This window comes from Oligoflexus sp., from assembly GCF_035638955.1.
Taxonomy (GTDB): Bacteria; Bdellovibrionota_B; Oligoflexia; order Oligoflexales; family Oligoflexaceae; genus Oligoflexus.
In genome coordinates this window covers 44,174-65,023 of record NZ_DASQYZ010000500.1, presented here as the reverse complement: position 1 = coordinate 65,023, position 20,850 = coordinate 44,174, and the positions used below count along the sequence as shown (strand labels likewise).

Here is a 20,850-nt window from a genome sequence, read left to right as displayed (position 1 = left end):
GATATCATGCTGAAGCGCTGGCCTGCATCGTTGCTGGTTTTCCTCGTGCTGCTGGCGAGTGGCCTGGGCTCGTCCTGTAAACCTAACCAATCCTTGAATAACACCAAAGATCCCAAAAAAAATGAAGGCGATAAGTCGCAGGATGCCAACGAGGAAAAGGTCGATATTCCGTCGAATATTGCCGGATCGTACCTGACCTGTGCCCTACGCAAGGAAGCCAAGGCGGATGATCTGGAAGCCCAATACGGCTGCCAGTTGACCGATCAGGGCACCAAAAAGAAGTTGGATCTGGCGTCGACCGGCCAGCGTCTCAGCTGGTCCAGCAGTATCAGCGATGGCGTGAAGATCACCGATCAGGATATTTCTCCCATCTATCATGTCCTGTATAACGTTAGTGCTGCCAGTCTGGATGGACTCCAGGACAAGGTCAAAAATCTCGATATCATCGCCAGCTGGAAACTGGATTCCGGCGATGTGGTGCCTGTGAAGCAGGATAAGATCGTCAATGTCCTGAAGCCGGCGATCGAACTCGAAGACTTTGAGGCTCCTATTGTACGGGAGCAGAGCATTCAAACCGATCGTCCCGGCTCACTCTGAAGCTGTCGCGAGCCGGCTCAGCCGGCCTATAAAAAAACTATTTCCCTGAATCTCAGCAATCCGGCGAACGCGTTGGCGTTCGTTATCATCCATGGGATCATCGCGATCCCAGGCATTCAAGAGCCCCTCGTTGCGACGATGGACAATTTCAAAGCCGGGATAGCGGGCATCCATATAGAAGTAGATTCGCGCCAGGTCCCCCCGAATCTCCTTCCGAGGTTCGGCCACCCGATGCTGCACTTCAAAATCACAGCGGCCAAATTCGCGAGGCTCGCCACCAATCCCTCCAAATGGATAATTGGAACGTGCTCCATTCAGCTCGCCCAGGGAAGGCAGGAGGTTGTAAAGATCCGCTTCCATGCGCGCAAAAACATCGGATGTGGCCCGTGCGCAGTTCCGACCCTTGGCGTTTTTCCCGCGATTTTCGCAGCTGGGATGCCCATTCTTCCATTCCGCAAAGCGCTGGCCAAAGACACTGGCGGGGACCACGTGCTCCCACTCAATGCGCTTGCTACGCGCCCCCTGGCCCTTATAACCGCAGGCCGCAGTATAGATGCGGTCCTTGCGTTCCAGATCATAGGGACAACCGCAGTAGATCTCGACGCCACGCGGATAGATCTTGCGCAGAATGCCTTTGGCTTCATCAAAATCCCGGGGATGCTTCACGCCGAAACCTGGAACCTGAGCTGGTACCGATGCCGGTGCGGGTTGAGGGGGAAGCTGCGATGGAACTGTTTCCTGTGAAGCGGGACGCGAGGGCCGGGTGTCCTGCTGCGGGTTTTGTAGGTATTGATATACACCGATCAAGGCGATGCCTAGAGCCAGAATACGCAGCAACTTTTTGAACATGGAAATCCTTTCGCAACAAGAGCTTCTTTTTAAGGAGAAACATAAGGGAAAGCCAGCCCTGCTTTTTGTGTCATAATGACATTTAATGGCCTATTGAGGGAAGATGAGGACATACCATGCTGCGCATATTTTTTCTTTTGATGATCCAAATTGGGGCTGCCGCCTGTCAAAGCCCCCAGCTGCCGGCGAAGGCTATGGTGACCACTGCGCCCTGGCTCGACAAGGGACCTCGTGTGGATGAAGGTGTCAGAGCTCATCAAAATCAGTGGCTGAAAGGTCTGGTTTTGGATCCTGATCAAACCGGCGTTACAACCCTGGTTGTGCTCGGCGACAGCTATTCGGATACAGGCAACCTGTTCCAGCGCACGCAGACTTTGGGACCGCCTCAGGTCTTCTGGCGTTCGCGCTTCAGCAATGGCCCCATCTGGGTGGATTACGTTCAGGGTGCTACGGGCTGGACCATCCGCAATTATGCTTTTACCGACATCGAAGAAGGCGAGGGTCTTGCCACCATTCCTGCCACGTCCGTGCCACAACAGATTGAGCAGTTGAAACGCGACACCAAAAATATGAACCGCGCGGAGATGCTGGTGGTCCTTTGGATCGGTCCGGATTTCTATCGCGGCGAGTCCGATCGTGATGCGATTCAGGAGGCGTTGGGCGAGCTGCGCAAGGCCCTCATTGCGCTGGATAGCCTTGGCTTCCATCGCATTGCCGTGGGGAATCTGCCTGATCCATCCCAGCAGCCCCTGGCTCTGTCACCCAAGGTTCCGGTCGCGCAGCGCGCCTTTTGGAAAGGAGTTGCCGCCGAGCATAACGCCGGTCTTGGCCTGCTTTTGGAGGAGCTGAAAAAGACGAGGCTGGACCTGCGCGCCTATCTTTATCAGACCTATGAAATGCAAAAAATCAGTCAGGAAAAGGCCGAATCCACGGGTGTTGTTCTGAAAAAGGAAGCCTGCTTCAACGGCGACGCGCGGGGTCAGGTGGAAGGAATAAGGCGGTTCTGTCGTCAGCCCGGCAGCACCCCTTACTGGGACGCCACACATCCGAGCAGCAAGCTGCATTGCTTTTATGCGGCTCAGTTTTTAGCCGATACAGCGGATGCCGAGCATGTGGGCGGTTATAACAAGGGCCAGGCTGTCGACCATTGCCAGCAGCTTTGACAATCTGTTAGTGTCGAAGAAATCAGCGGACCGGAGGCCAGCAATGTATTTTGAGATGATTCAGCAGTTCCATAAGGTGCTCGGTGGTCTCGAAGCCATTCTCGTGAAGGCAAGTCATCACGCGGAACGACGAAGCTTTGATGCCAATAACTTTCTCGGCATGCGCCTCACTCCAGACATGTTTCCTCTGGCTCGCCAGATTCAGATCGCCACGGATACGGCCAAGGCTGCAGCTGCTGGACTCAGTGGCAAGGAACCCCCTCAATATGAAGACAATGAAACGACCCTAACTCAATTTTGCGAGCGCATACGCACCACACGCACCTACCTTGCCGGTTTCAAGGCCGCGGATTTTACCGGTGCGGACGAGCGCAAGATCAAGCTTCCCAGCACGCCGGGCAAGGGCATGCGCGGCCGGGATTACATGTTGCAGCGGGCCATCCCCAATTTCTATTTCCATGTGACCACCGCGTATGGACTTTTGCGTCAGGGCGGGGTCGATTTAGGTAAAAAAGATTTCCTTGGCGAACTTCCTGTGATAGACCTATGACTCGGTCGCAAGCCTAATCATTTTATGGGGCATGCAGCCACGGCATGCCAGTTTGATAAGGTATGGGTATTGCTCAGCAAACAAGTGCTGGGCCTACGCTTGCGGACATTTAGAAAGAAATGACCTATCCTACCCTGAAAAACTGTGATAACAGAAGCCCCACTGTGTAACTTGGGCTTGGCCCAATTCACTTATTCATCGTGCGACACCGTTCCTTGGGGTCGCCCAAAAGAAACGAGATCCACTTGTCATTATTCTCTGATTTGAACTTAAGTTCCGAAGTCTTGCGCGCTATTCAAGAACTCGGCTATGAGAAGCCCAGCCCCATTCAGGAGCAGGCGCTTCCCATCCTGTTGGAACAAACCTGTGATTTCCTAGGTTTGGCCGCAACAGGCACCGGCAAAACAGCAGCTTTTGCCATCCCTATGCTGGAACGCATTGATCCCGTGCGACGGGAAGTTCAGGCTTTAATCCTGTGCCCAACACGTGAACTCGCCATGCAGGTGACCGAGCAGGTCAACATTCTTGGCAAATATTTGGGCGTCACAGCTTTGCCGATCTACGGCGGCGCCAGCTATACCGATCAACACCGCGGCCTGCACCAGGGTCTGCCGGTCGTCGTCGGAACCCCAGGCCGTATCTGCGACCACATCCGTCGCGGAACTTTGAACCTGGAAAGCCTTCAGGTCATGATCCTTGATGAAGCTGATGAAATGATTTCCATGGGCTTCAAAGATGATTTGACCGCGATTTTGGATTGTCTGCCCGAAGGTCAGGCCAACACCTGGCTCTTCTCGGCGACCATGAGTAACGATGTCCGTCGCGTGGCGGATACCTACTTGAAGAACCCACAGCAGGTTCAGGTCAATCGCACGGAAATGGTTCCTACTGCGATTGAGCAGCGTTACTACGTGACGCATGAAGCGAATAAGCCTGAAGTCCTGCGCAAGCTGATTGATGCGGTTGATGACTTCTACGGTCTGGTTTTCTGTCAAACCAAGGCTTTGGTCAGCGACCTGACCATGTATCTTTTGGATCGCGGTTACCGCGTGGATTCCTTGCACGGCGACAAGAGTCAGGCCGCGCGTGAAATCACCATGAAGGCTTTCCGTGACCGTAAAGTGAAGCTTCTGATCTGTACGGACGTTGCGGCTCGCGGTCTTGATGTCAAGGACGTGACCCACGTGATCAACTATTCGATTCCCAAGGAATTGGATAGTTATGTCCACCGTATCGGTCGTACCGCGCGCTGCGGCAAGTCCGGTTTCGCCCTGAGTCTGATTTCCCCGCGTCAGCGCGTGTTGATCGCTCAGATCGAACGCTTGACGAAGAGTAAACTCCAGGAAGGCACCATCCCCACCCGAAAGGAATTGGGCGTGAAAAAAGTGTCCTACTATCTCCAGAAGTTCCAGGAACCTGCTGGTTATGTACGTGCCGTGGAAGCTTTGGGTGATGGTTGGAAAGAACTGCTCGCCACCATGACGCCTGAGGAAGTCGCTGGTCGTTTCCTGGCCCTGACTTTCCCAGAAATCTTTGCTGAACGCGATCCTGAGCGTTCTGCGCCTATGCCTTCGTCGGGTTTCCCGTCGTCGGGTGAGCGCAGCGAACGTTCCTCTGGTCCTCGTCCCGCTCGTGGTGACAGCCGCATCCGTCCGGTTGTGGCCGCTGTGTCTCGTCCAGAAGGCTCACGCGCCTGGGACAAGGTCAGCGCTCGCGCCACTCGCCAGGATGATGCTGGTGACGACAAAGTCCGTAAGGGCGGCAGCAAGCCGTTCAAAAAATATCCAGCCGCAGCAGCAGCTGCTGCTGGTGGAAGCAAGTTTGCGGGTAAAGCGAAAAAGCCCGGCAAGAAAACCGCCTGGGCTAACCCCTAAAGAGGGGCGTGGATCCCACGCCCTCCCTCTTCTGTCCTCAATCCATACAAACATACGCTGAATCCTACGCTTTGGTTTTTACTACCAAGGCGTTGGCTTTGCGCCTTTCCAACCTGTTTTCACCGACTTGACTGCCTCGAACAGCCTGCTATGGTCGCCTACAACTGTAAACTCGTGGGAGATCAATTATGGTTCGGCTCAGTCTGCTCGGCCTTATACTTTCGACAGCTTCATTGGCTCAGGATCACATTGTGAATCAAGAAGGTCGTGACGTTCAGACCCTCTATGCGTCTGTCGGTCCACGTTTGCGTTTCAATCACCGCGAAACTCCAGGCGTCAGTGATCTGCGTATCCTGCCTCAGGACTGTGACCGGCTGGATAACGACCGTTTCGATTGTACGGAAGCCCTGCGTCGTGGACTCAGCCACGTCGCGGGTTACGAAACTATCGTCCTGCTGAGGCCGATGATTGTGGAGGGTAAGGACGAGGCTTTTCCAGAAACGATGAGCTGCTCTTTGATTGAAATACGCAGTCTCATCCGTCGAGCCGTATGGGATAATAAACATTTTGAGGGGCTGGGCTTTTACGCGGATGGCTCGTTCAGCTTCACGGACAAATCCCAGCTGCTGGTGCAGAAGGATGTGTTCTTTTTGAATAACAATGAACCGGCGCTGGTCCATAGTTTTATCGATGTGGGTCTCTGCCAAGACGCAGGTTTCACCAGCCCGAGCTATCCTTTCAAAGCCTACGCTCAGTTTACGGGGCCGTCCGAAGACGCGGGTCTGGGAAAACCAGCCTCAGGACTATCGTCTGAGTCTGCAGCCTGGGCAGCGCGGTTTTGATCGCACGCTGGATATTATTCGTCCGTGATGGCATCCACCTGCTGAGCCCAGTCTCTCGGGAAAAGACTGCGAAGGCGATACACGCCTTCCATGTTTTGTGCCAATGCCAAACCCATGGCTGCGCCTGCGTAAAAAATCATGACATAGCCATCGCTCCCAATGTCGCGCGATTCTTCAGCGCTCAAAAACAGATCGTCACCTTGCATATAATGTCGATATTGATCGCGGTTTAAAGCCACTCGATTTTTCCGCGCGGCATGACCCCACACACGGGCGGCCGCTGTTGAGATCTTGGGAAACTGAAAGTTGACCTTCATAAAGTTTTGGCCCAGCTCCTCAAGACATAGACTGATCGGGATTTCATGCACTGTCGGATGGTAGCTTAACTTTTTAGGGCTGCGATGAAAGACGACATGGTCATCCCAAACAGCAGCGGGAAAATCAAAGCGATCTTGCAGAAAACTTAAATCCGCTGCCGTGACCGGCCTCGCTGTTTTTTGAAGCGTGGCCGCGGCGGCAGGTCCTGGACTTTTCTCCAAAACACAGATAAAAAAACCGCCTGTATCATTTTGATGAGGCCAGATGCGTAGCGCATGCTGCACCGTGGGATGAAATGTTTGTCCTTCGAAGGCGGTCAAGCCCGATGCATGGATCAGACCCGGCACATGCACGGGGACCACATGAAGCCCCGGATTTGCAGCGAGGATCCGATCGATGACCCATTCGTTTTCTTCCGGACGAAAGGTGCAGGTACTGTAAACGATCCGTCCTCCTGGGCGGCAGGCCTCCACAGCTTTTTGCAGAATCGCGATTTGAACGCCATTATAAAGCAAGGTTCCAGGCTGCTGCTGATGAAACATGATACGTGGATTCTTACGGACTGTGCCTTCACAGCTGCACGGCGCATCGACCAGCACGCGATCAAAAAAATCATCGGCACCTTTAAAATGAGCGCCGTTGCCCAGGGATGTGGAAATGATGCTAAGGCCGAGTCGCTGACTATGGGAACGCAGGATGCGGAGGCGATTGAAATTCCAATCGTGTCCCACCACCGTCCCACGGTTCTGCATGGCCAGCGCAATCTGCATGGTTTTGTTGCCCGGAGCGGCACAGAGATCAAGAATGCGCTCACCCGGCTGAGGATCCAACAGCAGCGGCGGAATCATCGAAACTTCTTCCTGCAGATGATAAAAACCAGCCTGGTATTCCGGCTGCCGGCCCGGTTTCCAATCCTCGGGGACACGGTACGCATCGGACCTCCAGGCCAGAGGTTGCGCCGAGCTTTGCGGCCACTGCATCACATCAAATAGGGCCTCGGAGCGTATGGCCTTGGTGTTGACCCATAGGGTTGTGGGCAAAGGCTTCTGCAGACTCTCCACGAAGGCGGGCCAATCGGGACAGATATCCTGGTAACGCTGAAATTGAGGGCTGATCGACACGGACGCTCCTGGGCTTGAGGACGCGCTGAGATTAGGTAGGAAGCTTATGCAGGGCAAGGAATTTCGGTCGCATCCTCGGCGATTTCTCATCATAGTTGGATTAGACCCACAGCAGGTTATTTTTATAGGAGTCGACCATGGCCCGTACCTCGCACGAAGTGGACTTTGAAATACTGGGGCACTCGCTTCAGGTGGTGGAAATTGAGCTGGATCCCGGAGAAACCGTAATCGCCGAAGCTGGCGCCATGAATTACATGGAAGACGGCATCGTGTTTGAAACCCGCATGGGGGATGGCAGCGAAGCCACGGGACTGCTTGGGAAATTATTTGGAGCGGGCAAGCGCCTCCTGACCGGTGAATCCCTTTTCCTGACCCATTTCACCAATCGTGGCGTGGGCAAAAAGCGCGTGGCCTTCTCTTCGCCTTTCCCTGGTCAAATCGTACCTGTCGATCTCGGTCAGAGTCGTCGGGCCATTCTGTGTCAGAAGGATTCATTCCTGGCAGCAGCCTATGGCACCAAAGTATCGATGGCCTTCAACAAACGCCTGGGCGCTGGATTTTTTGGCGGCGAGGGCTTCATCATGCAAAAGATGGAGGGTGACGGCAAAGTCTTTATCCACGCCGGTGGTCACGTCGTGCACAAGCAGCTGAACAACGAAGTCATTCGCATTGATACGGGCTGTGTGGTCGGCTTTGAAGAGGGGATTGATTTCAGCATCGAGAGAGCCGGAAATTTACGCTCCATGCTGTTTGGTGGCGAGGGGTTGTTTCTGGCGACGTTACGCGGAACAGGTTCGGTTTGGATTCAGAGTCTACCCCTTTCCCGACTGGCGGATCGCATTATCGCCAGCGCGCCTTCAGCAGGTGGTGCGGCTCAGGGTGAAGGTTCGATCCTCGGAGGCCTGGGCCGCATCCTGGACGGAGATTAAGATTTTTCCTTTCCACTGGGAAAAAAATCTTGCAGCGTGGAAAGAATTCAGGCAATTATACATCTCCTCTGAGGGGGTTTAGCTCAGTTGGCAGAGCGCTAGATTTGCATTCTAGAGGTCAGCGGTTCGACCCCGCTAACCTCCACCAGAGAGGATTTCCACTCATTTCAGCCTTCACGGCGAATAATTTTTGGAAACCAGATAGTTCCGCTATCAAAAATTGGGTTCGAGTATCCTGTTTTAGGTACTCGGCCCATTTTTCGTTTGGGGCATTTTTCCACTTTTCGCATGGATACAGCCTGCTCCCTCTTGCGCAGCACCGTCAGTAAGGGGTCTACGGATTCTTGCGGAAATCGATCAAAGCACTGCCAGTCTGTGACAGCGACTCATCTTCGCTCTCGGACGCTTTTGTGGAGTGCTCTGGGCCTCAGAGCTTAATAATATAGTTCACTGCGACATTGCGTGGCCTGGTTTCGGAATCGGTCGAATTGATTGTCGTACTCCAAGAACCACCGGTGGCTGTCCCGGTCGTCTGCACCGTGAAATAGTAGGGCGTGCCCTCATTGGGAGCGGATTGCCCCACCATAACTCGTCGTCCCCATGAGCCCCCATCCCCCATTGTCCCGTAAGGGGTGACACTGTCCCAGTGTCCTGTGGGCCAACCCGATTGATAGGTGCCACTGGCACTCACAGTGAGATCTTCTGTCCGAATTGTGCTTGTGCTGAGTCCGCCCTTGGCTGTCGCAACGCTCTCGCGACTGCCGACAGCGCGAGTGGGACCCGCGCCACGAAGAAATTCGTCCCGCAGGTTAGGAAGCGCAAAGGAGGAACCGCTGCCACCGAATTTATAGCCTATGACACCGAAGAGCTTGGAGTAGCCGTTCGTCGACAGCTGACTGCCATCACACAAGAGCCATCCGCGAGGAGCCTGATCCCCGGAATAAGGCATGATGCTCCCAGTGGGAACGAGTGTTTCGCGCAGTTCTGCGATAACAGCCTGCTGGATAGCCAGGACATTCTTCACGGGATCGGACGTTTGCCCAAAAGCAGAAGTTGATAAAGTTCCACAAAGGAAGATCAGGCGAGTCACGGATTTCATGCTTTTACTCCAAGGTTAGACCAGTGCGTCCGATGGAGACAGCAAAGAGCACGAAATATTGCAGAACGTTTAAGACTTTACCGCTGGGCCTAAGTAACTGTCATTTCGAAGTTTCCCTACTAACCTCCACCAGAGAGGATTTTGCTATCAAAAATTGGGCTCGGGTATACTGTTTCAGGTACCCGGCCCTTTTTTTGCCTGCGTGCTCAGGGTCGGACGTTGACATCTCCGTACCAGGTGCTGTTCAGACAAGCCACCCCATAGACTTGATTGCCAATCTGCTGGGCGAAGCCGGCTGTAAAACCTCGGGTTACGCAAGCCCGATGGATCGCAGACACGCACTCGTTGCTTTGTGCATGTGGGAATGTACAACCATTATGGAGTGATCTCAATTCGCTTAAAGAAATGTCACCATACCAACCTACATTGGTACAAGCGACACCATAAACCTGGTTGCCGATTTGCTGAGCCAGCCCAGCGCCATAGCCTCGCTTGTTACAGGCCCTCTGAATGGCTGAAACACATGCATTGCTTTGAGCCTCCGGAAAGTTACAGTCGCCATGATACTCTTTCAATTCGGCTACACCGATGTCGCCGTAAAAAGGCGCATTGAATGCGGCAATACCATAGACATTATCCCCGACCTCTTGAGCCAAGCCTGCTCCACCAAGACCTTGTTGCGCGATGTAACTGTGAATCGCTGACTGACATTCATTGCTATGAGAAGATGGGAATGTACAGCCGCTGTGAAAGTCGGCGAGGGTCACTGTGGGTTCAGGCAGATTGGCGAGAGTCTGATCTCCATACCGGCGCTCGACGTCACGGGCATGTTCTTCAAATTTGTTATTCTGATAAGAGAAGCCCGCTTTGCACCAATCACTAAAATAATCGTGGCCGAATTTACTGAGACTCGAGCCGCGGGATGCCCACTGGCTCGTATGAGTCAACTCATGAGCCAGCAGAGAGAGGGGAACGTCATTTTCTGCCGAATTAAAATAGATATGGGAGCCAAAGGTTTGAGCGTCCGATGGGTAATTGATATATTTGTCGCCAACCTTAAAGCCATCAAGCATGGTAGCGCTGTAATGCACTCGGACGCTATCGATCAGCTCGCCGAATTCGCGTCTCAATGCGAATTTGAATTTCGGGTGCAGCTGCTGCCCAGAGCTATGGCGGCTGGATTGTAACTCAGCGGCCGAGGCATAGCCTGCCGCTCCAGACGTACCGAAAGGTTCACACAAGACATCTTTGCCTAAGTCATCGATGTTAGGTACGCATATTTTCTGGGCACAGCCTTTCGCGGGCCATGGGCGCGGTATGAGGCACTCTTCATGCTGACGATCGGGGCAGGCCGCGGCATTTGCGCTATAGAGCGAGAGTGCCGCAAAGAAGGACAAAGTCAAACGTTTCATAGTCTATTCTCCTCCTACCGAAATTGGTAAGCAGGACTGGAGACCCTAAGCAGCCTTCTCATATTGCACCGCAATTTGGGCTTTTTTATTTTCAGAGAATTTTGGGCCAAATCTCAAATGGTCGCCTGCAGCTTGGGCGCTCCCCATTTGGCTACGCTTTCACACAGGGTTACGGCATCTATGGGTTTGCAGAGAAAATCATTGCAACCGGCCGCAAGACTGGCTTCCCGCTCTTCCATAGTGGCGTTGGCCGTCAGCGCCAGGATGGGAGAGGTATAGCCCAGCGCACGGAGGCGTGTCGTGGCTTCGAGTCCGTCGAGTACGGGCATGCGATGATCCATGAGCACAATATCGAAATGCTGGCTGGTGGCCGCACGGATAGCTTCCTCACCGTTTTCCACAACTTCAACATCAGCACCTTCGTAAGAAAGAATCCTTTCGTAGAGAGCCTGAATATCAATGCCGTCCTCAGCAAGCAGCACACGGATGCCTTGCAGCGTCGGCAGATGCCCCTCAAGCCGGGTGATGGCGGTTGGTGGCATTGGCGCCAGGCGTTCTGTACTGCGATTGAGAGCCCCTGGATTAATAAAAATTTCAAACCGGCTGCCTTTGCCTTCCTCGCTCGAGGAAAGCACAATATCGCCACCCAAAAGCCGAGCCAATTCCCGCGAAAGTGTCAGGCCAAGACCGGTCCCTTCATGATTTTTGGCCGAAGGCATCTTCGCCTGGCCGAATTGATCAAAAATCAATTCCTGCATCGAAGCTGGAATGCCAATCCCGGTATCGACCACGGAGATTTGCAAAAGCCCGTTGTTGCAATGGTTGACCAGGACCGTGACCCCGCCCTGATGCGTAAACTTGATCGCATTGCCCAGCAGATTGATCAGGATTTGGCGGAAGCGAGTCGGGTCCGTAAAAATCACTTCGGGAACGTGAGGACTACTCACAAGTTCCAGCGTCAGATTTTTTTCCTTGGCTTTGCTGCGCAGAATATCGAAGACCAGACCGATCTCGTGAAACAGAAAGACTTCGGTGGAGGTTAAATCAAATTTGCGGGCTTCTATTTTGGAAAGATCCAGCACCTCGCCGACCAGATCCAGGAGATGCCGGGCATTGTTGCGAATGATCTCCACATAAGTGGCTTTGGGTGAATCCGGATCCACTTCTCTTTGCAAAAGATCGGCAAAACCGATGATGGAAGACAGTGGCGTGCGAATTTCGTGGCTAAGGTTGGCGAGGAAGGAGGATTTGGTTTGATTGGCGAGCTCAGCCTTAACTTTTTCCCGTTCATTCCATTCCGCCCGTTTTCGCTCTGACACGTCCTGGAACGCGAGCAGGACGTTGTCCATGCTGTGTTTCGAGCTATCACCGAGGGTATCCAGACGCCTCGCATTGATGTGAAAGACCTTGAGTCCGCCTGCAACCGTGCAGGTGACCTCGTGATCTTCAAACTCCTGATTCTCGGAAAACACCGCCTGAAGTTTGAGGCGTAGAGATTCCTGATGCCAGCCGGGGTTTGCTATATCAAAGAAAGAACGCCCGCGGGTCTGCACGGGACAGGCGCAAAACGTTTCGTAAAATGCGGGATTAGCCATCATAACGGAGTAGTTTCTATTGAGAACCAACAGCGGCTCTCGCACTGTATTGATGATATGTTCCGCAAAAATACGTAGTTGTCTTTGCATTCTCTTCCCACCTCAAGGGTCGGCACGCAGCTATGCATTAGGTGACTGCGTTGCTTCTGTCCGTAGTTTCATACCTCTGTTCGTGATGAAACACCAGATAATACATGATGTAAAGTCAAAGGGTCAGATCCTTCTTAGAGGTACCTGATTACAACATGCTCAACAAAAAAAAGACCATAAATTTTCTGTGCATTTTGGTTGGAGCACCTGAAGCAAAAGGACTTTAAAGTCGTTCTTAAACACAAAATAATTGTGCGCAAATCTTTACTTTACAAAGTCATTGCTGCTGAAAAATTTTGCTTCGCAGAGCGACGCGAGCTGATTTCAAGCCTTTTCACGCGATTATTTCCTATTAATACCCATGATAGCTTGGCCAAAGTTTTAAGGTCAGAAGGCACTGCATAGAATAACGCATTGGCTCTGTGGTAAAGAAAACTTAACTGAGCGGGTGGCTGCGCGATCTCCTGACGAGTTCGACGCCTATCGGCTTAAAAGTTCGTGAGGGCACTTGGTTCGTGGAATTGACGGGATAATTTTATTTACAAACAACCGAATCCTACCGAGCTGATTTCAAATTGATCAGTTGTCAGTACCATTCCCGTCTTAACCAAAATTGCGCCTGAAAAAATGACAGTATCAATTTGACATTCACTGGCGGATGGTCTAAACAGGGGCCTCGGGTTTCACTTTAGCCCAGGAGAATAAATATGCGCTTTACATCAGGGACCGTAAAAGTCATGTGCCTCATGCTGTCTGTGGCCGCTCTAAGCGCCTGCGGTGGCAAATCCAAAAAGAAAAATAATGATGATAGTACCAGCAACAAGACAACCACATCCGTGGTTCCCAGCAATACGGGTTCAGCCAATACAACGCCGGCACGTCCTGCGGCTGGCTCCACAACCCCGGCGCAATCGGAAACAAATCCTCCGGTCAGCGCGTGCAGCACCAACTATGAAATCGCCGGCACGGCCAACCCCTTTCTGGCTGGCGCTCCTGAGGCCACCGAGCTCGACTACGGTCGCGCGCCTAAAGATGTGGCTCCCTTGAACGCACCTGTTGCCGTTCAGGCTGTTGACGCCAAATGCTTTGACCCAGGTCGCCAATTATATTTCCAGGTCTCCGGTACGATCGCCCACGATAATCAGCCTGAAATCTTCACTGATGCGGATGGTCAAGCAGACCTTGCCCCAACCCATAGTTTGGGCAGTGTTCATGGTCTGTCGAACATCACCGCTCCTATCAATAGCCTTGTCGGTGTCTTCCTTGATGATACGGCTTTTGCTTCGCGTCCTGCAGCCCCTGAAGCCTTGGACTTCGGCACGGCGGAAGCTCGCAATTTCCGGACACTGGCGCCGAAAATCGGTCAGGTCTTTTTTATTGGTGATGGCAAAGATATGACAGGCATGCTGCAGGCCTTTGTGGTTCCCGCAGGCACCACGCGACTTTACCTGGCGATCATGGACCAGTACGAATGGTCCAATAATCAAGGTCAACTTTCAGGCAACATTCAGTGGGTCAAACCCTGAATTTCACCTCTATAACGGTGTAAAGCCGATGTTCAGCCCCTGGGTCAAACCCAGGGGCTTTTTCATTTCTCATTCAAAAATTTTTTCGCGTATTTCCCAGAACTGCTTCTTTTTTCGCGCAATGATGAACAGCGGCATACGGAAGAGAGACTGATGCTGGATCACGTCGTCAATGCCTTGAAAGTCCCATTTGCGTTCGGGAATGCGCAGATGAAGACGCATGAAGTTATAATAGAAAGCCCGCATGTCGCTTGAGGAATTGAAGGAGAAGAATTCCTTTAAATGCTCCCCATCACAGTCATAGTATCGAAGTTCGAGGTGAGTGCCCCCATTGCGGTTATGCTTCTTTTCAAAGACCATGGAATCGGGCCGCATAACATGGGCGTCTTTGAGAGCCATGGCTTCTTTGAGTTTCTTGTCATTATCAACCAGGGTTTTTGCGCAGCTATTGCAGATGCGAGCCGCAATATCATTTTCAGCACCGCATTGATCGCAGCGTTTAAAACGAAAGCGGAAGCTGCATGGAATGATCTTCAGCGTTTTCGGATCCTGTGTCGCGCCCCGGCATTTGCGGCCAAAGTGTTCCATCAGGGAGCCCTCATCATCAACCAGACCCCAGAAATCATTTTCGTGAGCACATAGGGGGCAGATGACCTTGACGGGAACCGACTCGTCAGAGGGTTTGTCATCATCAATGGTGGGGCTGAAAATGTCATGACCCAGACCGGTATAATCCAGAATCAGGCAGTCTTTTTTCCCCTCCGCCAGACGAAGACCGCGGCCAATAATTTGCTGGTAAAGGCTGACGGATTCCGTGGGACGAAGCAGGGCAATGAGATCCACATGCGGCGCATCGAAACCTGTCGTGAGCACGGAAACGTTCACCAGATACTTGAGTTTTCGGTCTTTGAAATCCTGAACGATGCGGTCGCGTTCGTGCGTAGCTGTCTCGCCTATCACCAGAGCCGAGGATTCCCCAGGCAGGAGCTCGAGGATTTCCTCGGCGTGTCGGACGGAGGCTGTAAAGATCATCACGCCCTGCCGATCCGCAGCCATATCCACGATATTGGCCACGATGCCCGGCGTGACGCGTTTTTGATCCTTCAGAATGTTTTCCACTTCGTTCATCGAAAAGGTGCCTTGACGCAGACGCAATTTCGAAAAATCATAGCCGGCTACGGGGGCATCGATTTTGATGGGAGGGGTCAGAAAGCCCCCTTTAATCATGGTGCCGATGGACAGTTCATAAATGCAGTGCTTAAAAAAGCGTTCCTCGGCTGTGCGCAGAATCCCGCGGGCGTGATACTGATAAATCCATCCCAGACCGAGGCGATAAGGAGTGGCCGTCAGTCCCAAGACGCAGAGGTTGGGGCTGTTGCCCCGGAGTCGGGTGATGACCTGCAGATACTGGGTATCCCCATCGGTGGAAACCCGATGGCATTCATCGATGATCAGGAGGGAAAAGCCCTCGAAAAAAGCGGCATCCGCTCGCGCCACGGATTGAATGCTGCCGAAGATAACCTTACTGGTCTTGTCCTTGCGGTCCAGGCCTGCGGAATAGATTCCGGCTTCAAGCTCGTAGCTCTCATATTTTTGATGATTTTGTTCCACCAGTTCCTTGACATGAGCCAGCACCAGAACCCGGCCTTTGGCAATACGCGCCAGTTCCGCGATGACCAGACTTTTACCGGCACCGGTAGGCAGGACAACCACCGCTGGTTCACGTTGCTTTTGGAAGTGGCGTATTGCGGCATCCACGGCTTCCTGTTGATAGGGTCTCAGCTTGTACATGAGTCCTCCTTGGAAGGCGGATTCTAGCGGGTTTTGGTCTTTTTCTCGACACTGATTCGCGAGCGTGCGAAGATCGCGCAGGAGGGTGACCCCATGATACCGAAAATTATTTACGGAACGGCTTGGAAAAAGGATCAGACCGCGCGTTTGGTGGAAAAGGCTGTTCGCTATGGCTTTGCCGGAATTGATACGGCCTGTCAGCCCAAGCATTATCAGGAAGAGGGTGTGGGAGCCGCGCTTGAGGCTCTGCAGAAGCAGGGGCTGCACCGTGAGCATCTGTTTCTGCAAACCAAATTTACGCCCTTGCCGGGTCAGGACCCGCAGCGTATTCCCTATAATCCCGACGCACCGCTCGCCGAGCAGGTGGCGCAATCGTTCGCGACTTCACAAAAAAATCTGGGAACGGACTATGTGGATTCCCTGGTTCTGCATTCGCCGCTGGCGCGGTTTGATCAGCTTATGACGGTTTGGGGCGCGATGGAAGCCATTCATGAACGTCAGGGCGCAAGGCAGCTTGGTATCAGCAACTGCTACGATCCGGTGCTCTTTAAAAAGCTTTATCAGGAAGCCAAGGTTAAACCCACGGTTTTGCAGAATCGCTTTTATGCGGATACGGGATATGATGTTGAGCTGCGGGCTTTCTGTCGTGAGATGGGGATTGTGTATCAGAGTTTTTGGACGCTGACAGCGAACCCACATATTTTGCGGAGTCGTGTAGTCCAGGATTTGGCTCGAGAATATCGCCGCACCGAGGCGCAGATCTTTTTCCGTTTTCTGGCGCAGATTGGTATTGTGCCGTTAACAGGCACCACTTCGGATGAGCATATGCAGGAGGATCTGGCTATTTTTCAGTTTGAGATTGCGGCTGATGCTTTGCCTCGGTTGGAGGCTCTGCTCAAGTCTACGTAGCAGCAGCCGCAGCAGGATTATATCTTCTTGTTGATAACGATCTTTGCGGTGTCGCCGACATTCACGTCATCGACACTGCCAACCACGTCCCCTGGTTGGTCCATACCGCCCGCTCCGTTCTTATCCAGGCGAGCTTTCAGGCGAAGTTTTTTGGGCACAGATGCTTTGTCGCCCATGACCTGAATATTGTCCAGCGTGAGATCACCCTTGTAGATGCTGCCTTTGGCATCCGCTTGCAATTTAACTTGTATGGACCCGTAAGGCCTAGGCATCTTGCTCTCACTGTCAAACACAGAAATGTAGAGAGTACGGATGCCCGCGGCGGCTGCCAATGCACTATCACCCTCAACAGTAACTTCAACGGAAGCCAACTTTTGGCCCGCAGCTTGAACCAGAGGACTAACAGTCAAACCCAAAACCACACCCAGACATGAAAAAAGACGCATGAACACCTCGTGATATGTAAAGAGACTGAGATGTTAGTGCTTTTTCCGCCTTTTGTCGAGCTGCCCTGCAGCTGGCTCCGGCGCCGTTAGGCTCAACACGTTGTCGATGGCAATGGGCGTGGACATAGCTTTATTCCACAGTTTCTGGCGATCCCGCACGGGAGTATGAATGGTAAAGTCGGTTGGCTCAATGCCATTCTCCAAATCGTCGCGGATAATCGGTGTTGAAATCGTCGCCATAGGTTCCGCCCGCAGGGACCATACACCGGCCACGCTGCGTGTTAAATAATTCTGCTGCGCATCCAGATAGACTGTTCCTTTAGGCCGCTTTTTTATCGAGCGCTCCAGCGTGGAAATGGTGGGAGCATTGCGTTGCACCAGCGTGCATATCAGTTCCGCAAGAATGCGCGACGTTTCCCAGCTGGTTTCCGGCGGCAAAGGCAAGTAGAGATGAATGCCGGTAGCCCCGCTGGTTTTCATGGCTGCTTTGATTTGGGCTTTGTCCAGGACATCGAGACAGGCGAGCGCCACCTCGCGAACGGTTCGGAAGGGTGTGCCTTCACCAGGATCGAGGTCGATTATGGAATAATCAGGGCAGTGCAGATCGCCAACCTGTGCATGCCAGGGGTCATAGCTGATGGCACCAATTTGCGCCAGATAGAGGAGGGTGATGGGGTCACCTCCGATCAGACGCCGGTTCCATGCCTTGCTCAGTTTCAAGGCTCTCGACGCGGCCTGGGGCCTTCTCATCGGGGGCCTGCTGATAGAAACCCTTGGCGCCTACACCATCAGGATAGCGTTTGAGGACCAAGGGTCGGCCTTCCATCCAAGGTAATATGAGATCCATCATGGAAGCATAATATTCCAGCACGTCGCGTTTGGTCACGCCTAGCTTGGGGAAGTAGACCTTATTGAGATGGGAGAGATGTAACGCTTCGCTTCCGACCTGCAATTCCGCAGATCGATCGGCAAAGCTTTGATCTGCTCCTGGAGTTCTGATGTGGGCTGGGACTCCGTGGATATCCTGAGGCTTTTTATCATTGCGGAGCCCCAGGAAGATGCCTTGCCGCAGTTTTCGATCGGAGGTCCATTCCTTGAAACGAATTTCAGCGATGACTTCCGGTTTCACCCAGTGCGGTTTGGTGTTGGTGCTGATGGATGTGGCAAAGGGTGATTTGGGCTGCTCTCTTTTTTTCAGAATCTTGCGCACTTCGCTCAAAGTTTTTTTGGTAAAGCCGCTGCCCGCGTGTCCGGCATATTGCAGCTTCTGGTGTTCATCATAATAGCCGAGAAGGATGCTGCCGATCAGTTCTCGGCTGCCTTTGGGTTCGGTCCAGCCGCCAATGATAAATTCCTCGCGTTTCAGGGTTCGCCATTTCAACCAGGCCCGGCTGCGAATGCCAGCCTGGTAGGGGCTGTGTTTGTCCTTAACGATGAGCCCTTCCCATTCCTCTTCATCGGAAAGTTTTCGCATCTCTTCCGCATCGTCGCTGTAGGGAACCAGATGCAGAAGCTTGCTCTTGGATGCGGCCATGACCTCGTCCAAAACCTTGCGGCGTGCGGTCCAAGGCTGAGGCAGGAGATTGTCCTTGCCCCGAAGCAGGACATCGAAGATGTAAAAGACCAGAGGCGTGGCCTTGATTTCGGATTGGACTGCAGGCTTCATCATCCAGATGAATGCGGCCCATCATGGCCTGGAATCCCAGCGCCCGCCCCTTGGCATCGACGGCGGTGATTTCACCGTCCAGAATCAAAGGCCCCTTCAGATTTTGGGCGAGTTTTTGAAGAGGGGCGGTAAATTCTGGAAATTGCCTAGTTTTATCCTTGCCCAGGCGGGACACCAGGGCCAAACCATCCTTATCAATAAAGGCCAGAACGCGGACACCGTCGAGTTTTTGCTCATAAACCCAATCTTCGCCAACGGGCAGATCTTCAGCTGTCGACACGAGCATGGGCCGTAGTTCAAGGCCAGGGACGGGTTCAGGCTCGTCGTCCTGGACTTCCGGCTCTTTGGCTTTTTTTGAGCGTGTCGCCTTTTGGGCCTTCGCGGCCTTCGCAGGTTTGGCTGCTTTCGTAGGTTTTGCTGTTTTCGACGCTTTGCTGATTTTTTTACCTCCTGCTATATCGTCCATCGCCCGGTCACTGATCACAGAGGTCAGTTCGTCCCGGACGGGATCGTAGTTGGAATCAGCATGGGCATCCGTTTTTTTAATGAGCAGCCACTGCGGTTTACTGCCTGACCCTCGGCGCGTGCGAAGCAGGGTGAAGGAACCACGCAGCCGTTGACCATGAAAGGTAATCACGACCTTACCTTTTTCGATACGTTGAGCCATCAACTCTTCAGCATCCTGATCGGCAGTGGGATCATCCACTGTGCAATGACCTTCATCCCAAAGCATGACGGTGCCACCGCCATATTCCTTATCAGGGATGGTCCCTTCAAAGCGGTTGTAGGACATGGGATGATCTTCCACTTCGACTGCCAATCGCTTGACCTTGGGGTCAAAGGACGGGCCTTTGGGAACGGCCCAGCTTTTCATAACGCCACGGACTTCCAATCGCAAATCGTAGTGCAGGTGGCTCGCATCATGTTTGTGCACGACAAAAGTCAGCTGCTGGTGTTTGCCGGTGACAGGCTCATCGCCCTTGGGCTCCTGCGTCTTGCTGAAGTTGCGTTTGGAGCGATACACTTTGAGTTTGCTATGGACGTCCGTTTGTACCATTTAAGCCCTCTTTTTTGGTGCGGTCGAGCGTTTCGCGGTTTTTGTCGAAGCACGTCGGGTGGTTTTCACCGGCTTAGCGGATTTTGCTGGGGTGTCTGATACGGAACGTTTCAGGCTGGCCTGCAGGCGTTCCACCAGATCGATGACGGCGGTCGGTCTGGGCTCATCAGCCTCCACCAGCTTGATGGCTTTCCCTTTGATCCGCGCATCAATAATGCTTTGAAGATTTTCACGGTACTGATCCTTGTACTTATGAGGATCAAAATCGGCCGTCAGGGACTCAATCAATTGCTTCGCCATTTTCATGGCCTGAGCCTTGGGTTTTTCGCCGCTGGGAATATCGAATTCACTTTGTTCAATGACCTCATCGGCAAAGCGCATGAGATTGATTTCAATGGTATTGTCCAGGGCCCTGACTGCGGCCAGATGCTGCTTGCCTCGGATGGTGATACGACCTATGCCGACCGTGTCCGTTTCCTTGACGGCCTCGCGCAGCAATGCATAAACTCCCTCAGCACCTTCTTCAGGGATGGCGTAATAGGGTTTGGAAAAATAGCGGGAATCAATCTGATCGGCAGGAACGAAGTCCTCGATTTCAAAGGCCTTGGAGGTTGCCAGGGCGGCTTTTTGAAAGTCCTCCTCCGTCAGAACGACGAATTTGTCCTTGGCATATTCATAGCCTTTGACCACATCATTCCAGGGCACACTCTTATTATTCTTCTTACAAACCCGTTCATATTTAACCTGACAGAGGGACTTTTTCTCGAGCAGGCGAAAGGCAATGTGATCTTCGCGCAGTGCGTTTTGCAGACTGACTGGGATATTCACAAGTCCGAAACTGATGGAACCTTTCCACACATTTGCAGGCATAACGACTCTCCCAAAAGATGGCTCAGGGACCAGCTGCTGCCTCCATGATAATCAAATGGCAGGAAGTGAAAATGTCGTAAACTTTGTACAGGGTCGTCTCGACCGGAAGTGGACGTTCGCCTCGCGTCATCGCCTCCAGACTCGCC

16 protein-coding genes, 1 tRNA gene and 2 pseudogenes are annotated in these 20,850 nt (G+C 52.9%); 9 read left to right on the top strand and 10 right to left on the bottom strand.

Features of this window, described 5'->3' with window-relative positions; all coding sequences use genetic code 11:
* The first annotated feature begins 6 nt into the window (after positions 1 to 6).
* A complete protein-coding gene (locus tag VE954_RS41420) occupies positions 7 to 597 on the top strand; it encodes a hypothetical protein (RefSeq protein WP_324964305.1) in 591 nt (196 codons plus the stop codon).
* On the opposite strand, the gene VE954_RS41415 is transcribed toward VE954_RS41420, so the two are convergent.
* Positions 589 to 1,446 carry an endonuclease I family protein gene (locus tag VE954_RS41415; protein ID WP_324964303.1) on the bottom strand — a complete coding sequence of 286 codons (858 nt, stop codon included), beginning with the start codon at positions 1,444 to 1,446 and terminating at the stop codon, positions 589 to 591. The two genes, VE954_RS41420 and VE954_RS41415, sit on opposite strands and share 9 nt — an antisense overlap.
* 116 nt (positions 1,447 to 1,562) lie before the next feature.
* Between VE954_RS41415 and VE954_RS41410 the strand changes: the two genes are divergently transcribed.
* From VE954_RS41410 to VE954_RS41395, 4 genes are all read left to right on the top strand, one after another.
* Positions 1,563 to 2,609, top strand: a complete 1,047-nt coding sequence (locus VE954_RS41410) for an SGNH/GDSL hydrolase family protein (RefSeq protein ID WP_324964301.1) — start codon at positions 1,563 to 1,565, stop codon at positions 2,607 to 2,609.
* Between the two features lie 43 nt (positions 2,610 to 2,652).
* Entirely contained in the window at positions 2,653 to 3,159 is a 507-nt protein-coding gene (locus VE954_RS41405) for a DUF1993 domain-containing protein (RefSeq protein ID WP_324964299.1), read from the top strand.
* 245 nt (positions 3,160 to 3,404) lie between these two features.
* On the top strand, positions 3,405 to 5,033 hold the full coding sequence (locus VE954_RS41400) for a DEAD/DEAH box helicase (protein WP_324964297.1): 1,629 nt from the start codon (positions 3,405 to 3,407) through the stop codon (positions 5,031 to 5,033).
* 188 nt (positions 5,034 to 5,221) lie between these two features.
* Positions 5,222 to 5,875, top strand: coding sequence for a hypothetical protein (locus VE954_RS41395; RefSeq protein ID WP_324964295.1), 654 nt, complete (start codon positions 5,222 to 5,224; stop codon positions 5,873 to 5,875).
* Positions 5,876 to 5,889: 14 nt separating this feature from the next.
* Here VE954_RS41395 and VE954_RS41390 read toward each other — a convergent pair whose 3' ends face one another.
* Complete coding sequence (locus tag VE954_RS41390; protein WP_324964293.1) at positions 5,890 to 7,314, bottom strand: RsmB/NOP family class I SAM-dependent RNA methyltransferase; 1,425 nt, start codon at positions 7,312 to 7,314, stop codon at positions 5,890 to 5,892.
* Positions 7,315 to 7,451: 137 nt separating this feature from the next.
* Here VE954_RS41390 and VE954_RS41385 point away from each other — a divergent pair, with 137 nt between their 5' ends.
* Positions 7,452 to 8,243 (top strand): TIGR00266 family protein, encoded by a 792-nt coding sequence (locus tag VE954_RS41385; RefSeq protein WP_324964291.1) that lies wholly within the window; start codon positions 7,452 to 7,454, stop codon positions 8,241 to 8,243.
* A 72-nt stretch (positions 8,244 to 8,315) separates the two neighbouring features.
* Positions 8,316 to 8,391, top strand: a tRNA-Ala gene (locus VE954_RS41380).
* A gap of 279 nt (positions 8,392 to 8,670) precedes the next feature.
* On the opposite strand, the gene VE954_RS41375 is transcribed toward VE954_RS41380, so the two are convergent.
* The 3 genes from VE954_RS41375 to VE954_RS41365 all read right to left on the bottom strand — a co-directional run bounded on the left by VE954_RS41375 (position 8,671) and on the right by VE954_RS41365 (position 12,439).
* Entirely contained in the window at positions 8,671 to 9,342 is a 672-nt protein-coding gene (locus tag VE954_RS41375; protein ID WP_324964289.1) for a tail fiber protein, read from the bottom strand.
* Positions 9,343 to 9,548: 206 nt separating this feature from the next.
* A complete protein-coding gene (locus VE954_RS41370) occupies positions 9,549 to 10,754 on the bottom strand; it encodes an eCIS core domain-containing protein (protein ID WP_324964287.1) in 1,206 nt (401 codons plus the stop codon).
* 113 nt (positions 10,755 to 10,867) lie between these two features.
* Positions 10,868 to 12,439, bottom strand: a complete 1,572-nt coding sequence (locus VE954_RS41365; RefSeq protein ID WP_324964285.1) for a response regulator — start codon at positions 12,437 to 12,439, stop codon at positions 10,868 to 10,870.
* A gap of 707 nt (positions 12,440 to 13,146) precedes the next feature.
* Here VE954_RS41365 and VE954_RS41360 point away from each other — a divergent pair.
* The gene (locus VE954_RS41360; RefSeq protein ID WP_324964283.1) at positions 13,147 to 13,965 is read left to right on the top strand and encodes a hypothetical protein; all 819 of its coding nucleotides are present in this window, start codon (positions 13,147 to 13,149) and stop codon (positions 13,963 to 13,965) included.
* 69 nt (positions 13,966 to 14,034) lie between these two features.
* On the opposite strand, the gene VE954_RS41355 is transcribed toward VE954_RS41360, so the two are convergent.
* Positions 14,035 to 15,756: a DEAD/DEAH box helicase gene (locus tag VE954_RS41355; protein WP_324964280.1), complete on the bottom strand. Its 1,722-nt coding sequence runs from the start codon at positions 15,754 to 15,756 to the stop codon at positions 14,035 to 14,037.
* 93 nt (positions 15,757 to 15,849) lie between these two features.
* Between VE954_RS41355 and VE954_RS41350 the strand changes: the two genes are divergently transcribed.
* Complete coding sequence (locus VE954_RS41350; RefSeq protein WP_324964278.1) at positions 15,850 to 16,665, top strand: aldo/keto reductase; 816 nt, start codon at positions 15,850 to 15,852, stop codon at positions 16,663 to 16,665.
* A gap of 17 nt (positions 16,666 to 16,682) precedes the next feature.
* On the opposite strand, the gene VE954_RS41345 is transcribed toward VE954_RS41350, so the two are convergent.
* The 4 genes and pseudogenes from VE954_RS41345 to VE954_RS41325 form a co-directional block, all read right to left on the bottom strand.
* Positions 16,683 to 17,111, bottom strand: a complete 429-nt coding sequence (locus VE954_RS41345) for a hypothetical protein (protein WP_324964276.1) — start codon at positions 17,109 to 17,111, stop codon at positions 16,683 to 16,685.
* A gap of 33 nt (positions 17,112 to 17,144) precedes the next feature.
* A pseudogene (locus VE954_RS44645) lies at positions 17,145 to 18,777 on the bottom strand (hypothetical protein).
* Positions 18,778 to 18,796: 19 nt separating this feature from the next.
* Positions 18,797 to 19,834: pseudogene (locus VE954_RS41330) on the bottom strand (DNA polymerase ligase N-terminal domain-containing protein); the annotation flags it as partial.
* Complete coding sequence (locus tag VE954_RS41325) at positions 19,835 to 20,704, bottom strand: Ku protein (RefSeq protein ID WP_324964272.1); 870 nt, start codon at positions 20,702 to 20,704, stop codon at positions 19,835 to 19,837.
* Positions 20,705 to 20,850 lie beyond the last annotated feature (146 nt).